Source organism: Sphingomonas naasensis (assembly GCF_004792695.1).
Taxonomy (GTDB): domain Bacteria; phylum Pseudomonadota; class Alphaproteobacteria; order Sphingomonadales; family Sphingomonadaceae; genus Sphingomonas; species Sphingomonas naasensis.
Map to the genome: position 1 here is coordinate 62,705 of NZ_SRXU01000001.1, position 14,435 is coordinate 77,139.

Sequence of the window (14,435 nt, forward strand, 5' to 3'; positions counted from 1 at the left end):
GGATGGCGATCGATCTTTCCGACTATGAGGCGGGCGAGGCTTTCGACGGCGATTACGACAAGGCGCTCGCCAAGGTGCAGAAGCGGCTGAGCCACATTCACTACGCGCATATCGTCCACAAGCGCCGCGCGATCATCGTGTTCGAGGGTTGGGACGCAGCGGGGAAGGGCGGGATCATCCAGCGCCTCACCGCCGAATGGGATCCGCGCTATTTCGAGGTCTGGCCGATCTCGGCGCCAACGTCCGAGGAGCTGGCGCATCATTTCCTCTGGCGCTTCTGGCGGCGACTGCCGGCGCAGCACAACATCGCGATCTTCGACCGCAGCTGGTACGGGCGCGTGCTGGTCGAGCGGGTCGAGGGCTTTGCCGGCAAGGCCGATTGGAAGCGCGGCTATGCCGAGATCAACGATTTCGAGGCGCAGCAGGCCGATACCGGCGCGACGCTGGTCAAGGTCTTCGTCCATGTGACGCAGAAGACCCAGGACAAGAGGCTCAAGGCGCGGCTCGAGCATCCGTGGAAGCGCTGGAAGACCGGGCTCGACGACTATCGCAATCGCGCCAAGCGGGAGGACTATCTCGCGGCGATGGCCGAGATGTTCAAGCGCACCGACACCAAGCACGCGCCGTGGATCGTGATCGACGGCAACGACAAGAAGGCGGCGCGCATCGCCGCGCTCACCGCGATCGCCGATGCGCTGGAGGCGCATGTCCCGATGGAGCCGCCGGCGCTCGATCCCGAGGTGGAGAAGGTGGCGCGCAAGGCGCTCAATCTCTAGCCATGCCGGGATAGGCCGCCGCATAGGCCAGTGCGAACGCCGCGCCCGTGCACGAAGCGATCAACCCGACGACCAACGTATCGAGCGTCATCAGCCCCGCGATCAATGTCGTCGCGCGCCCCAACGCGAGGCGATGCAGCGCATGATGCGCCGCCATCGTCGGCAGATAGGCGGCGACCAGCAACAGCGCGAGTAGCGGCAGACCGCGCCATCCGCTCCGCAGGCTCGCCAGCGGAGTCGGGCGTTCCTCGCCGAACAGCGCGGCAATCATCGCGAACAGCAAGGGAAGCACGGCGAAGCTCGCCGCAACATAGATCGTCCGATAAATCGCATCGGATACGCGCCCTTCGAGGCTGGCGGCGGCCGCCGACAATCCAACGAACATCGCCACGGCGGCGATCAGCCGCAGCCAAGCGACTCCGCGCACGTCCCACCAGCGGCCATCCTGCGCGTGCCAGAAGCGCGCCGCCGCGGCCATCGCGATCAGCAGTGCGGCCAGCTTGGCATAGCCGAATGCCCAACGTCCCGAATCAGCGGCGAGCGCGCGTGCGCGCGCTGCGCTCTCGAACATGCCGAGATGGATCTCGAAGCCGTGCTGGAGCAGTTCGGGGATCGCGACGATCGCGAGGATCAGCGGCGCGCGGACGAACAGCCCGAAGCCGCGGCGATAGAGTTCGGCCAGCTGCGCCGCGATGAACCCGATCACGCCATCCCCTTCGAGGGGAAGCTGCATGCCGGTTCCGCGCGCGTCAACCGGGGTTCACGCCGGCGCGAACGCCCCGTCTTCGTCCATCACGTGCAGCACGCCATCGCGAATCGCGAAATAGGCGCCGTGGAGGGTGAGGGTGCCCGCCGCCACCCGTTCGGCGACGAAGGGGAAGGTCATCAGATTGACCAGCGAGACGCGCACCGTCTCGAGCTCGAGCGCATAGACCGCCTCGGGACCGGTGCCGTGCTCGGCGACGATCCGCTCGCGTGCCGTGTCGAGCATGTCGACCCAGTGCGCGATGAAGCCGCCCTGGCCGTTGGGCGCGCCCTTGAAGCGTTGCGACAGCGACGCGGCAACGCCGCCGCAGGCGCCATGGCCGAGCACCACGATCTCGGGCACCTCGAGCTGGTTGACGGCGAATTCGAGGGCGGCCGAGACGCCGTGGCGGCTCGCATCGTCCTCGAACGGCGGCACGAGATTGGCGACGTTGCGGACGACGAAGATCTCGCCGGGAACGGTATCGAAGATCTGCGCGGGATCGACCCGGCTGTCCGAACAGGCGATCACCATCACGCGCGGGCTCTGGCCTTCGCTGAGGCCCGACCATCGATCGCGATGGCGCCGATATTCGCTGGTCCGGAAACGCTGATAGCCGTCGAGCAGATCGGTGAAGTCGGTCATTCCGGCTCCATAGCGCGTCCTTCGCGTTTGCGAACCCCATCTGCGTTCGCGGCGTGCAAGCCTGCATGCGCGCGCGGTTGTTGTGCCTGCGCGCGCGCATCGCTATCTGGCGCGTCATGAACGAGATGTCCCCGCTGCCGCGGCCCGAGCGCGTCCGCAAGCCCGACTGGATCCGCGTCAAGGCACCGACCTCGGCGGGCTTCGCCGCGACCCGCGCGCTGATGCGCTCGAAGAGCCTCACCACGGTGTGCGAGGAAGCCGCCTGCCCGAATATCGGCGAATGCTGGTCGAAGAAGCACGCGACGGTGATGATCCTCGGCGACACCTGCACCCGTGCCTGCGCCTTCTGCAACGTCAAGACCGGCATGCCGCGCGCCGTCGATCCGATGGAGCCGCAGAACGTCGCCGATGCCGCGGCGCAGATGGGGCTCGAGCATATCGTGATCACCTCGGTCGACCGCGACGATCTGCCCGATGGCGGCGCGAAGCAGTTCGTCAAAGTGATCGAGGCGATCCGCAAGTCGAACCCGACCACGACGATCGAGATCCTCACCCCCGATTTCCGCAACAAGCACGAGGCGGCGATCGAGATGATCGTCGCGGCGCGGCCCGACGTCTACAACCACAACCTCGAGACCGTCCCGCGGCTCTATCCGACGATCCGTCCCGGCGCGCGTTACTACGCCTCGATCCGGCTGCTCGAGACGGTCAAGAAGCTCGATCCGTCGATCTTCACCAAATCGGGCATCATGCTCGGCCTCGGCGAGGAGCGGCTCGAGGTCCATCAGGTGATGGACGACATGCGCAGCGCCGACATCGATTTCCTGACGATGGGCCAATATCTCCAGCCGACCCCGAAGCATGCCAAGGTGCAGGAGTTCGTCACCCCGCAGGCGTTCGGCTCGTACGGCGCGATCGCCCGCGCCAAGGGATTCCTGCTCGTCGCCTCGTCGCCGCTGACCCGGTCGAGCTACCATGCCGGCGACGATTTCGCGAAGATGCGCGATGCCCGCGCGGCAAAGCTGGCGAAGGTGACGGCCGAGGCCTGATGCCCAAGCATAGCGAGACGCGCGCGCTGCCCTATTCGCCGGAGCAGATGTTCGACCTCGTCGCCGATGTCGGCCGCTATGGCGAGTTCCTGCCCTGGGTCTCGGCGGTGCGGGTGCGCTCGAACAGCGACACCCAGATGGTCGCGGACCTGATCGTCGGGTTCAAGGGCCTGCGCGAAAGCTTCACCTCGCGCGTCGAGAAGCAGCGTCCCGCACATATCCTGGTCGATTATCTCGAAGGACCGCTCAAGCACCTGCACAATGACTGGAAATTCCGCCCGGACGGGCAGGGCGGCTGCCTCGTCGATTTCTGCGTCGACTTCGCGTTCAAGAACCGCGTGTTCGAGATGCTCGCGGGCCAGGTGTTCGACCGCGCGCTCAGGAAGATGATCAACGCCTTCGAGGAACGCGCGGCGCGGCTCTATGGCGATGCGGGCGCGCAGAGCGCGGCCTGAGCGGCTGCCGCCGGTCGCCTGGTCCTGCCTCGCCGCACGACACGCGTTACAGGGCTTTCGATACGTTCAGCCCGAGGACGACGACGGACTGAATCGTGTCCATATTGTGCTGCAGGCGGATTTGCTTTCCGTTCTTGTAAAAGGCGTCCTGAACGAACGGGTGCCGGATTATCCCGGCATCGTTCCAGCCTTTTTCGAGCAGGCGGCTGCGCCATTCCGCGATATGCTCGTTCTGGAGGCGATCGATCTCCAGCCTGAACTCGAGATCGGGCAGGGCGTAGAGTTTGGTGTAAAGCGGCTGACCGACCGTACCGGCGACGTACAGCTCGCCGAATCCACCGGTTCTGGCGACATGCTCGAAACTGCGGTTGAGCGCCAGCGCGACATCCGAGACTTCAAGCGATCCCGAGGGCGCGCCGGCCAGTCGATCGATGCCGTCGACCAGCGCATTTTCCTGCGGCGCGCAGCGATGGTCGTCGCGTGAATAGCCCGTTCGGCCTTCGATCAGGACAGCGCCGCCGCATCGATCCGCCGCCGCGTTCGCGCCATCCGATCGCGCGTCCGATCGGACGAAGTTACGCGCACGTTGCTGCGCGGGCGACATGCACCCGCAGAGCGACGCGGACAGGATCATGATCGGTAGCCAGCCTCTCATGCCGACAGACTAACTGGAGGCGCAGGCAGCGCAAGCGCAACTGCCGAAGATTGCGGCTGGCTTACGCCGTCGCTTCGGGCGGCTCGGCCGCGGGTGCATCGGGCATGAGCAGCTCAAGCGCGCATAGCGCCGCCTGGAGCCGCACCCCGGCGCGGCCATTGTCCTCGAAATGGCGGGCATCGGCGACGATGTGCTGCGGATCGGCGCCGCGCTCGGCTTGCGCGAAAACCACGGTGCCCACCGGCTTCTTCTCGCTGCCGCCATCGGGCCCGGCGATCCCGGTGATCGCCACCGCGACATCGGCGGTGCTGCGCTTGAGCGCGCCCTGCGCCATGCTCCACGCCACCGCGATCGACACCGACCCGAAGGTTTCGAGCACGTCGGTGCTGACCTTGAGCACTTCGGTCTTGGCGTCGTTCGAATAGGTGATGAAGCCCGCGTCGAACACGTCCGACGAGCCGGGGATCTCGGTCAGCGCAGCGCTGACGAGACCGCCGGTGCAGCTTTCCGCCACGGCGATGCGACGGCCGGCGGCGCGATTGGCCTCGAGCACTTTCCGGGCGGCTTCGACCAGTTTGGCCGGGAGAATCGTATCCATAGCGGCGCCCTGTGCCACCGAGATGTTTCGATGGCGAGTCAGGCGATGTCCGAAGGTACGCGGACCGTCGCAATTGCCTGCGCGGCCATGCCTTCGCCGCGGCCGGTGAAACCGAGCCGCTCGGTGGTGGTCGCCTTCACGCTCACCTGCGACTCGGCGAGGCGCAGGATCGCGGCGATGCTCGCCCGGATCGCGTCGCGGTGCGGACCGATCTTCGGCGCCTCGCAGATGATCGTCAGGTCGATGAAGTCGATCACGCCGCCCTGCGCCGCGAGCAGCCCGGCGGCGTGCTCGAGAAAGCGCGCCGAGGCGGCGCCGCGCCACTGCGGATCGCTCGGCGGGAAATGCATCCCGATATCGCCCGCGCCGATGACCCCAAGCAACGCATCGGTGATCGCATGGAGCGCGACATCGGCGTCGCTATGCCCCGACAGGCCCTTGCTGTGGGGGATCTGGATCCCGCCCAGCCAAAGCGCCTCGCCCTCGGCGAAGCGATGGACGTCATAACCCTGGGCGGTGCGGACCCGCATGCTCGCGGCATGGCGCGCCTCGGCGGCGGCGAAATCGGCGGGGTGAGTGATCTTTTCCAGCTTCATGTCTCCGGGGACGAGCGCGACTTCGATGCCCAGCGCGCGGACCATCTGCGCGTCGTCGGTCGCCTCGCGGTCTTCGGGCCAGGCGGCATGCGCCGCGCGGATCGTGGCGGTGTGAAAGGCCTGCGGGGTCTGGACGCGGACGAGGCCGTCGCGCGGCACCGTCTCGCCCAGCGTCTCGCCGGCCCTTGCCAGCGTGTCGGCGACGGGGAGGGCAGGGAGGGCGCCTTCGCTGGTCTCCAGCGCCGCGAGCAGGGCGTCGATCACCGCATGCGAGAGGAAGGGACGCGCGGCATCGTGGATCAGGACGCGATCGGCGTCGATTGCCGCCAACCCGTTCGCCACCGATTCGCGCCGTGTGGCGCCGCCGATCACGAAGCCGACCGGACCGAGCGCGGCTTCCAGCGCCGCTTCCTGCCCCGCGCCGATCACCACCACCACGTCGTCGATCGCGGGATGCGATGCGAGCGCGCCATGGCCGTGCGCGAGTAGCGGCTTGCCGGCGAGCGGCGCGAATTGCTTGGGGATGGCGCTTCCGGCGCGAACGCCTTGCCCGGCGGCGACGATGATCGCGGCTGTCTTCATCGCGCGCGGCGTAGCGAATGACAGCGGGCAGAGATAGGTCTGCCGCGCAGGCGCGATTCGGCGGGTCTAGCCAAGCCGCCAGCGAAACACGCTCGTCCAATGGCCGGCAACATATGCTCCTGATGCGTCGCGGGCAGGTTTGAAGCGCGCACGCCGCTTGAGCAGGGTGCATGTCGTCTCGTCGAGCAGCGAGGAGCCGCTCGATGCGGTGATCGTGCATGCAGCGACACGCCCGCGCGTGTCCACGTCGAGGCGGAACCCCGTATCACCTTGCCGTCCCGCCGAATGGGCCGCCGGAGGATAGTCATCCTGCGTGATCCAGCCGGAAGGTGAATTTTTGGGTTGGGGCTGGGACTCAGCTTGTCCTGCGATTGCGGAAATCAGCAGCGCGGCTGCAGACAGGATCGCCATGATGCTCCCCCTATTGGTGGCGTGCTGCCAGATGAGCGGCGAAGGGAAGGCAACGAGCGGCTGGTGAGGGGGCGCCGTTGCAATACCGCTCGGGCATGCACCGGAGGGAAGGGAGAACGACATGCTCGGAAGATTGCGTGCACCGCTGGCATTGATCGCCATGCTTTGCTGCCTCCATGCGGCGCCAGCATCCGCCCGGCAGGGGCCCACGCCGCGCGGCGATCCCGAGACCTGGTTGCAGCCCGCCGACTATCCACCGCGGCTGCGCGCCCGCGGCAGCAGCGTCGACGTCGCGCTCGGCATCGCGCCGAGTGGGCTGACCACCGCTTGCCGGGTGATCGCGTCCAGCGGCTCAGCGGCGTGGGACAGGGAGATCTGCGCGATCCTGCGGCGCCGCGCGCGCTTCCACGCACCACTCGACGCCGCCGGTCGGCCGGTGCCCAGCGTCTGGCAACATCGCTATGTCCGGGCTGCGCCCACCTCGTAGCACCCCTGCCTTGCCAATCCGGGCTTGTGCCGCTAGGCGTCGCTGCCTATTTTTCAGGCAGATCATGCGCGAACTCGCCCCTATCCAGATCGGCCCCGTGCGGGTCGAAGCCCCGGTGCTGCTCGCGCCGATGACCGGCGTGACCGACCGGCCGTTCCGCCGGCTCGTGCGGCGCTATGGCTCGGGGCTCAACGTCACCGAGATGGTCGCCAGCCAGGCCGCGATCCGCGAGACGCGCCAATCGGTCCAGAAATTCGCCTGGGATCCGATCGAGGATCCGGTGTCGATGCAGCTGGTCGGCTGCACCCCCTATGAGATGGCCGAGGCGGCGAAGCTCAGCGAGGATCGCGGTGCGGCGATCGTCGACATCAACATGGGCTGCCCGGTCCGGAAAGTGACCAGCGGCGACGCGGGATCGGCGCTGATGCGCGACCTCAAGCTCGCCGCCTCGCTGATCGAGGCCTGCGTCAAGGCGGTCTCGGTACCGGTCACCGTCAAGATGCGGATGGGCTGGTGCCATGACAGCCTCAACGCCCCCGAGCTTGCGCACATCGCCGAGGACCTCGGCGCGAAGATGATCACCGTCCATGGCCGCACCCGCAATCAGATGTACAAGGGGTCGGCCGACTGGGGCTTCATCCGCAACGTGAAGGATGCAGTGGCGATCCCCGTGATCGCCAATGGCGACATCTGCACCGTCGAAGACGCGCGGACGGCGCTGGCACAGTCGGGCGCCGACGGGGTGATGATCGGCCGCGGCGCCTATGGCCGCCCGTGGATCCTGCGCGAGGTGATGGACGCGCTGACCGGCCAGCCGGCCCGCCCCGAGCCTTCGCTCGACGAACAATATCAAGTGATCGTAGAGCATTACGTCGACACGCTGAGCCATTATGGCAACGAGGTCGGCGTCAACATGATGCGCAAGCATATCGGCTGGTACACCAAGGGCATCCATGGCTCGGCCGAGTTCCGAAACAATGTGAACAAGCAGGCCGACCCCAAGGTCGTTCTCGACATGCTCGCCGAATTCTACGCGCCATGGTCTTCGCGCGCGGCGGCCTGAGGCGGGCAAAGCCGGAACCGGTACAGGGGCCAGGCTTTGCCGAATTGTTCGCGGCGCTGCCCGTGGCGGTGCTGGTGATCGATCCCGACGGCCGCATCGCCCATGCCAATTCGGCGTGCGAGCTGCTGCTCAACCACAGCGAGCGCGCGATGGTCGGCCAGCCCTATGACGCGGTGCTGCTGCCGCCCGCCGACTATGCCGACCGCCGCGACGGCCATGGCTTCGCGGCGTTCGACATCGAGATCGAGGCGATCCGCGGGCCGCGCATCCGCGTCGATTTCGTCGAGACGATGATCGCCGACCAGCCCGGCTGGCGGATCGTCACGCTCCATCACGCGCCGCAATCGCGCCCGGTCGCGCAGGGCGCCGACCGCACCGCCGGCGCGCGCGCCGCGATGGGCGCGGCGGCGATGCTCGCGCACGAGATCAAGAACCCGCTCTCGGGCATTCGCGGCGCCGCGCAATTGCTCCAGAGCGCCGGCGAGGAGCGCGAGCTCACCGAGTTGATCACCACCGAGGTCGACCGCATCGCGGCGCTGATCGACCGGATGCAGGATTTCACCGACACGCGCCCGCTCAAGCTGGCGCCGACCAATGTCTATCCGCTGCTCGACCATGCCCGGCGCGTGGCGCTCGCCGGGTTCGCGCGCGGGATCGTGATCGAGGAGCGGTTCGATCCGTCGCTGCCGCCGGTGCTGGTCGATCCCGACGCGTTTCTCCAGGTGCTGCTCAACCTGCTCAAGAACGCCGCCGAGGCGCTGGGCGGGCTGGCCCAGCCGCGGATCACGCTGGCGACCGCCTATCGCCACGGCATGTCGGTGAGCACCGGCGCGGGCCGTCCGCGCCAGCCGCTGCCGATCGAGATCCTCGTCATCGACAATGGGCCGGGCGCGCCGGCCGACATCGCCGAGCATCTGTTCGAGCCCTTCGTCTCGGGAAAGCCGGAAGGGAAGGGGCTGGGATTGCCGTTGGTCGAAAAGCTGGTCCGCGACATGGGCGGGGTGGTCCAATATGGCCGCGAGCGCGATCCCGAGGTCACGCTGTTCCGCATCCTGCTACCGAGGGCCAAGGCATGACCGGCAGCGTCCTCATCGTCGACGACGACGCCGCGATCCGCACCGTGGTCGCCGCCGCGCTCAAGCGCGCGGGGCACCGGGTGACGACCGCGGCGAGCATCGCCGAGCTGCGCCGTGCGCTCGCCGCCGGGGTGCCCGACGTGCTGGTCACCGATGTCGTCCTGCCCGACGGCAACGGCCTCGACGAGGCGGCCGGGCTGGCGAGCGCGCATCCCGACCTGCCGATCATCGTCTTCTCGGCGCAGAATACGCTGGCGACCGCGGTGCGCGCGACCGAAGTCGGCGCGTTCGACTATCTTCCCAAGCCCTTCGATCTCGACGTGCTCGGCCAAGCGGTGCGCGGCGCGATCGCACGGCGCCGGCGTGGCCCGGCCGAGCTCACCGAGGCCGAAGTGGGCGGCGGCCATTCGCTGATCGGCCGCTCGCCGGCGATGCAGGAAGTCTATCGCGTGATCGCGCGCGTGGTCGCCAACGATCTGACCGTGCTGATCTCGGGCGAATCGGGCACCGGCAAGGAGTTGGTCGCACAGGCGATCCACGATCTCGGCCCGCGCCGCCGCGCGCCCTTCGTCGCGCTCAACATGGCGGCGATCCCGCGCGAGCTGATCGAGGCCGAATTGTTCGGGCACGAGCGCGGCGCCTTCACCGGCGCGGCGACTCGCGTGGCCGGCAAGTTCGAGCAGGCGGCGGGAGGCACGCTGTTCCTCGACGAGATCGGCGACATGCCGATGGACGCGCAGACCCGCCTGCTCCGCGTGCTCCAGTCGGGCGAGTTCACCACCGTCGGCGGGGCGCGGACGATCAAGGCCGATGTCCGCATCGTCGCCGCGACCAACAAGGATCTCGGCGCCCTCGTCCAGACCGGCCAGTTCCGCGAGGATCTGTTCTATCGGCTCAACGTCGTCCCGGTCAGCCTGCCGCCCTTGCGCGAGCGCCGCCAGGACGTGCCGCTGCTCGCGCGCCATTTCCTCGATCGCGCCGCCGAGGCGGGGCTGCCGCGCAAACAGCTCGATCCCGGTGCGGTCGCCGTGCTGGAAGGGTTCGACTGGCCAGGAAATGTCCGCCAGCTCGAGAATTTGATGCGCCGCATCGCTGCGCTGAGCCGCGACGAATGGATCGACGCCGATGCGATTCGCCGCGCTCTGGGCGAGGCGGCGAGCGCGCAGCCAGCGACGCGCGACGCCGGGATCGACGCAGCGGTCCGCGCCCGGCTCGAGCGGATCGCGATCGAGGAGCCGCGCGCTCTCGACGACGGCAGCCTCTACGAACGGATCATCGGCGAGGTCGAACGGCCGCTGATCGAGGCGATGCTCGCGCGTCACCAGAACAACCAGCTCCGCGCAGCGCGCGCGCTCGGCATCAACCGCAATACGCTGCGCAAACGGCTCGATACTCTGGGCATCGAAATGGGGTCGGATCGACCGAACGGTGCCGATTAGCGACGGTCGGCGCGCGTTAGTGCAAAATTATGTGTTCTTTCGGCCACAATCTGGTTGTATCCCTGCAACGATGGATGCCGTGACCGAGCAGATTGCCGAAGCCGCACCGCGCAAGCGGCGGTTCGGGGTCACGCCCGCCGTCGAGGCCGCCGTCCTCATCGTCGCGATCTGCGCCGCCGTCGTGACCTGGCTGATCGTCCAGCGCACCGATGCGATGGGGCGGCTTCTGAGCCCGGTCGCCGGGGTGCTGCTGCTGTTCGCCAATCTCGTTCCGCTGGTGGCGCTGATCGTGCTCGCCGGACGCCGCATCGCGCGCCGCCGCGCCGCACGCTCGGCCGCGGGCGGGGGCGGGCGGCTCCATGTCCGCCTCGTCGCGATGTTCTCGCTGATCGCGAGCGTGCCGATCGTGCTCACCGTGATCGCGGCGTCGGTGATGTTCCAGTCGGGCACCCAGTTCTGGCTGTCGGACCGCGCCCAGACCGCGTTCAACGCCTCGCTCAAGCTCGCGCAGGAAGGGCAGAACCTCGTCGCCCAGCGCTGGGCGGGCGAAGCGAATGCGATCACCGTCGATCTGGCGCGCGAATATCCGCGGATCCCGGCGCGATCGCCCGAGTTCCAGGCCTTTCTCGATCAGCAGACCTATTACCGCAATCTCGAGCAGTCGGCGCTGTTCATCTATGAGCCCGGCCAGCAGATCCAGGTCCTGTACAGCTTCAATCCGCCGCCCGAGGCGACGCTCACCCGCCGCGTCAATCCCAAGCTGCTCGATGCGCTCAAGCCCGGCCGCTTTCCCTACGTCGATCGCGACAGCCAGGCGATCTGGGTGATCACCCAGGTCGCCGGCACCGACAATCTCTACCTCTACGCGGCGACCAGCGTGAACGTCGAGTTCCTCAACCGCCAGGTGACCTCGGCGGACGCGATCAACCGCGAATATGCCTCGATCCAGCAGCGCGCGCTGTCGCTCCAGCTCAAGTTCAACATCGCGCTGTTCGTCGTGGCGCTGCTCATCGTCGGGCTGACGATGTTCGCGGCGCTGGCCTTCGCCGACCGGCTGGTGCGGCCGATCAACCAGCTCGTCGGCGCGGCACGCCGGGTTGCCGGCGGCGATTTCACCGCGCGCGTCTCGATCACCAAGACGCAGGATGAGATCGGCACGCTCGGCGTCGCGTTCAACGGAATGACCGAGCGGCTGCAGGAGCAGACCTCCGAGCTCGTCTCGGCCAACGCCCAGCTCGAGAGCCGCCGCGCGCTGATCGAGGCGGTGATGTCGGGCGTTTCCGCCGGCGTCATCTCGATCGGCGCCGACCGCGTCGTGCGGCTGACCAACGCCTCGGCGATGGCGCTGCTTCGGCGCAGCGAGGAAGAATCGGTCGGCAAGCCGCTCGCGGCCATCGCGCCCGAGCTCGACGCGCTGCTCGACGGCGCGGAGCGCGAGGCGGTGGTGCAGGTCACCGTCGGCGGCGAGGCGCGCACGCTGGCGGTCAAGATCACGTCCGACGAAGCCGGGCAGGTGCTCACCTTCGACGACATCACCCAGCAATTGCTCGACCAGCGCCGCGCCGCCTGGTCCGACGTCGCGCGCCGGATCGCGCACGAGATCAAGAACCCGCTCACGCCGATCCAGCTCGCCGCCGAACGGCTCAAGCGCCGCTACGGCAAGCAGATCGAGGGTGGGGACGGGGTGTTCAGCCAGCTCACCGACACGATCGTCCGCCAGGTCGGCGATCTGCGGCGCATGGTCGACGAATTTTCGTCCTTCGCGCGCATGCCCAAGCCGCTGTTCCGGCGCGAATCGCTGCTCGACATCGCGCGCCAGTCGATGTTCCTCCACGAAGTCGCGCATCCGACGATCCGCTTCGAGCTCAGCGCGCCCGACGAGCCGCCGAGCCTCGTCTGCGATCGCCGCCAGATGGGCCAGGCGCTCACCAACGTGATCAAGAATGCCGTCGAGGCGATCGAGGGACGCGGCGAGGGCGAGGCGCTACCGCAGGGCGAGGTCGGGCTCACCATCACGGCGGGCGACGCGACGCGCATCCTGCTCACTGTCTCCGACAATGGCGTGGGACTGCCGGTCGAGCGCGACCGCATCGTCGAGCCCTATATGACCACGCGCAGCCGCGGCACCGGGCTCGGCCTCGCGATCGTCAAGAAGATCGTCGAGGAGCATTGCGGCACGATCAGCTTCACCGACCGCGAGGGCGGCGGCACGGTGGTTTCCATCGCCTTCGACACCGAAGCGCTCGAACGACTCGCCCAGCAGCATAGTGACGCCGAACCGGCCGAACCCAAGGCCCCGGCACTTACCAGAAGCGGAAAATCCTGATGAGCCTCGATATCCTAGTCGTCGACGACGAACGCGACATCCGCGAGCTGGTCGCTGGCGTCCTCGAGGACGAGGGCTATGCCACGCGCGGCGCCGCCGACAGCGATTCCGCGCTCGAAGCCATTGCGGAACGCCGTCCCAGCCTCGTGCTGCTCGACGTCTGGCTGCAGGGCTCGCGGCTCGACGGGCTCGAGCTGCTCGACGAGATCAAGCGGCGCGATCCCTCGATCCCGGTGCTGGTGATCTCGGGGCACGGCAATATCGACACCGCGGTCGCCGCGATCCGCCGCGGCGCCGCCGATTTCATCGAGAAGCCTTTCGAGGCCGAGCGGCTGCTGCTGCTCGTCGAGCGCGCGACCGAGACCGAGCGGCTGCGCCGCGAAGTCGTGTCGCTGCGCGCGTCGGTGGGCCGCGAGAACGACCTCACCGGCACCTCGGCGGCGATCAACACGGTGCGCGCCACGCTGAAGCGGGTCGCCTCGACCGGCAGCCGCGTGCTGATCACCGGCGGCCCCGGCGTCGGCAAGGAAGTCGCGGCGCGGCTGCTCCATGGCTGGAGCCAGCGCGCCTCGGCGCCCTTCGTGATCGTCAGCGCGGCGCGGATGACGCCCGAGCGCGTCGAGGAGGAATTGTTCGGCGTCGAGGAGGGCGGCGATCTCGTCCGCCCCGGGCTGCTCGAGCAGGCGCATGGTGGCACGCTGTTCCTCGACGAGATCGCCGACATGCCGGTCGCGACGCAGGCGCGGATTCTGCGCGTGCTCACCGATCAGAGCTTCAGCCGGGTGGGGGGAACGCGCATCGTCAAGGTCGACGTCCGCGTCGTCTCGGCGACCGCGCGCGACCTGATGGCCGAGATCGCCGCGGGCCGCTTCCGCGAGGATCTCTATTACCGATTGAACGTGGTGCCGGTGGTGATTCCGCCGCTCACCGAGCGCCGCGAGGACATTCCGGTGCTCGTCGAGCATTTCGTCGCGCACTATGCCGGCGAGCGCCGCGTGCCGACCCCCGAGGTCGCCGCCGACGCGGTGGTCGCGTTGCAGAGCTATGAATGGCCGGGCAATGTCCGCCAGCTGCGCAACGTCGTCGAGCGGACGGTGATCCTCGCCCCCGGCGACCGGATCGGCCGGATCGATCTCGATCTGCTGCCCCCCGAAGTCCTCGGCAAGCCCGGCGACATCGGCAATGGCAGCGGCGCCAACGCGATCATGGGGGCGCCGCTCAAGGAGGCGCGCGAGACCTTCGAGCGCGAATATCTGCGCGTCCAGATCCGCCGCTTCTCGGGCAATATCTCGCGCACCGCGAGCTTCATCGGGATGGAGCGCTCGGCGCTCCACCGCAAGCTGAAGCTGCTCGGCATCACCGAGACCCGCGAGGACTAGCATCGACAACCGTCACCCCGACGAAGGCCGGGGCCCGGCGTTCGGGGCGATGTCGTCCACGCCTGTGGATCCCGGCCTTTGCCGGGATGACGGGACCCTCCCGAGCATATCGGTGGACGCGCGCCGCCGCACCGCCTAGATTGGCGCTGCGCG

General features: G+C 68.2%; 15 protein-coding genes. 9 read left to right on the forward strand and 6 right to left on the reverse strand.

Features of this window, described 5'->3' with window-relative positions; all coding sequences use genetic code 11:
* The first annotated feature begins 2 nt into the window (after positions 1 to 2).
* Positions 3 to 776, forward strand: coding sequence for a polyphosphate kinase 2 family protein (locus E5A74_RS00340; protein ID WP_135981701.1), 774 nt, complete (start codon positions 3 to 5; stop codon positions 774 to 776).
* Here the strand turns inward: E5A74_RS00340 and E5A74_RS00345 are convergent.
* Positions 766 to 1,509: a hypothetical protein gene (locus tag E5A74_RS00345; RefSeq protein ID WP_135981704.1), complete on the reverse strand. Its 744-nt coding sequence runs from the start codon at positions 1,507 to 1,509 to the stop codon at positions 766 to 768. The two genes, E5A74_RS00340 and E5A74_RS00345, sit on opposite strands and share 11 nt — an antisense overlap.
* A 27-nt stretch (positions 1,510 to 1,536) precedes the next feature.
* Positions 1,537 to 2,166 carry a carbonic anhydrase gene (locus tag E5A74_RS00350; protein ID WP_135981706.1) on the reverse strand — a complete coding sequence of 210 codons (630 nt, stop codon included), beginning with the start codon at positions 2,164 to 2,166 and terminating at the stop codon, positions 1,537 to 1,539.
* 116 nt (positions 2,167 to 2,282) lie between these two features.
* On the opposite strand from E5A74_RS00350, the gene lipA reads away from it, so the two are divergent.
* Together lipA and E5A74_RS00360 are read left to right on the forward strand one after the other, a co-directional pair.
* Entirely contained in the window at positions 2,283 to 3,215 is a 933-nt protein-coding gene (lipA, locus tag E5A74_RS00355; protein WP_135981709.1) for a lipoyl synthase, read from the forward strand.
* Positions 3,215 to 3,670 (forward strand): type II toxin-antitoxin system RatA family toxin, encoded by a 456-nt coding sequence (locus tag E5A74_RS00360; protein ID WP_135981711.1) that lies wholly within the window; start codon positions 3,215 to 3,217, stop codon positions 3,668 to 3,670. Before lipA ends, E5A74_RS00360 begins: the two co-directional genes overlap by 1 nt.
* Positions 3,671 to 3,716: 46 nt before the next feature.
* Here E5A74_RS00360 and E5A74_RS00365 read toward each other — a convergent pair whose 3' ends face one another.
* From E5A74_RS00365 to E5A74_RS00380, 4 genes are all read right to left on the reverse strand, one after another.
* On the reverse strand, positions 3,717 to 4,304 hold the full coding sequence (locus E5A74_RS00365) for a hypothetical protein (RefSeq protein WP_135981713.1): 588 nt from the start codon (positions 4,302 to 4,304) through the stop codon (positions 3,717 to 3,719).
* Positions 4,305 to 4,386: 82 nt separating this feature from the next.
* Complete coding sequence (locus tag E5A74_RS00370) at positions 4,387 to 4,923, reverse strand: CinA family protein (protein ID WP_135981715.1); 537 nt, start codon at positions 4,921 to 4,923, stop codon at positions 4,387 to 4,389.
* Positions 4,924 to 4,961: 38 nt separating this feature from the next.
* Positions 4,962 to 6,101 (reverse strand): bifunctional 2-C-methyl-D-erythritol 4-phosphate cytidylyltransferase/2-C-methyl-D-erythritol 2,4-cyclodiphosphate synthase, encoded by a 1,140-nt coding sequence (locus E5A74_RS00375; protein WP_135981717.1) that lies wholly within the window; start codon positions 6,099 to 6,101, stop codon positions 4,962 to 4,964.
* 66 nt (positions 6,102 to 6,167) lie between these two features.
* Complete coding sequence (locus tag E5A74_RS00380; RefSeq protein ID WP_135981719.1) at positions 6,168 to 6,674, reverse strand: energy transducer TonB; 507 nt, start codon at positions 6,672 to 6,674, stop codon at positions 6,168 to 6,170.
* On the opposite strand from E5A74_RS00380, the gene E5A74_RS00385 reads away from it, so the two are divergent.
* The 6 genes from E5A74_RS00385 to ntrX all read left to right on the forward strand — a co-directional run bounded on the left by E5A74_RS00385 (position 6,673) and on the right by ntrX (position 14,282).
* On the forward strand, positions 6,673 to 6,999 hold the full coding sequence (locus tag E5A74_RS00385) for an energy transducer TonB (RefSeq protein WP_168355587.1): 327 nt from the start codon (positions 6,673 to 6,675) through the stop codon (positions 6,997 to 6,999). The two genes, E5A74_RS00380 and E5A74_RS00385, sit on opposite strands and share 2 nt — an antisense overlap.
* Before the next feature lie 64 nt (positions 7,000 to 7,063).
* Positions 7,064 to 8,062: a tRNA dihydrouridine synthase DusB gene (gene dusB, locus E5A74_RS00390; RefSeq protein WP_135981722.1), complete on the forward strand. Its 999-nt coding sequence runs from the start codon at positions 7,064 to 7,066 to the stop codon at positions 8,060 to 8,062.
* Positions 8,038 to 9,138, forward strand: a complete 1,101-nt coding sequence (locus E5A74_RS00395; RefSeq protein ID WP_135981724.1) for a two-component system sensor histidine kinase NtrB — start codon at positions 8,038 to 8,040, stop codon at positions 9,136 to 9,138. The genes dusB and E5A74_RS00395 overlap by 25 nt, the downstream gene beginning before the upstream one ends.
* Positions 9,135 to 10,577 carry a nitrogen regulation protein NR(I) gene (gene ntrC, locus E5A74_RS00400; RefSeq protein ID WP_135981726.1) on the forward strand — a complete coding sequence of 481 codons (1,443 nt, stop codon included), beginning with the start codon at positions 9,135 to 9,137 and terminating at the stop codon, positions 10,575 to 10,577. The genes E5A74_RS00395 and ntrC overlap by 4 nt, the downstream gene beginning before the upstream one ends.
* Positions 10,578 to 10,647: 70 nt before the next feature.
* Positions 10,648 to 12,903, forward strand: coding sequence for a sensor histidine kinase NtrY-like (locus E5A74_RS00405; protein ID WP_135981728.1), 2,256 nt, complete (start codon positions 10,648 to 10,650; stop codon positions 12,901 to 12,903).
* Positions 12,903 to 14,282, forward strand: a complete 1,380-nt coding sequence (gene ntrX / locus E5A74_RS00410; protein ID WP_135981730.1) for a nitrogen assimilation response regulator NtrX — start codon at positions 12,903 to 12,905, stop codon at positions 14,280 to 14,282. Before E5A74_RS00405 ends, ntrX begins: the two co-directional genes overlap by 1 nt.
* Positions 14,283 to 14,435 lie beyond the last annotated feature (153 nt).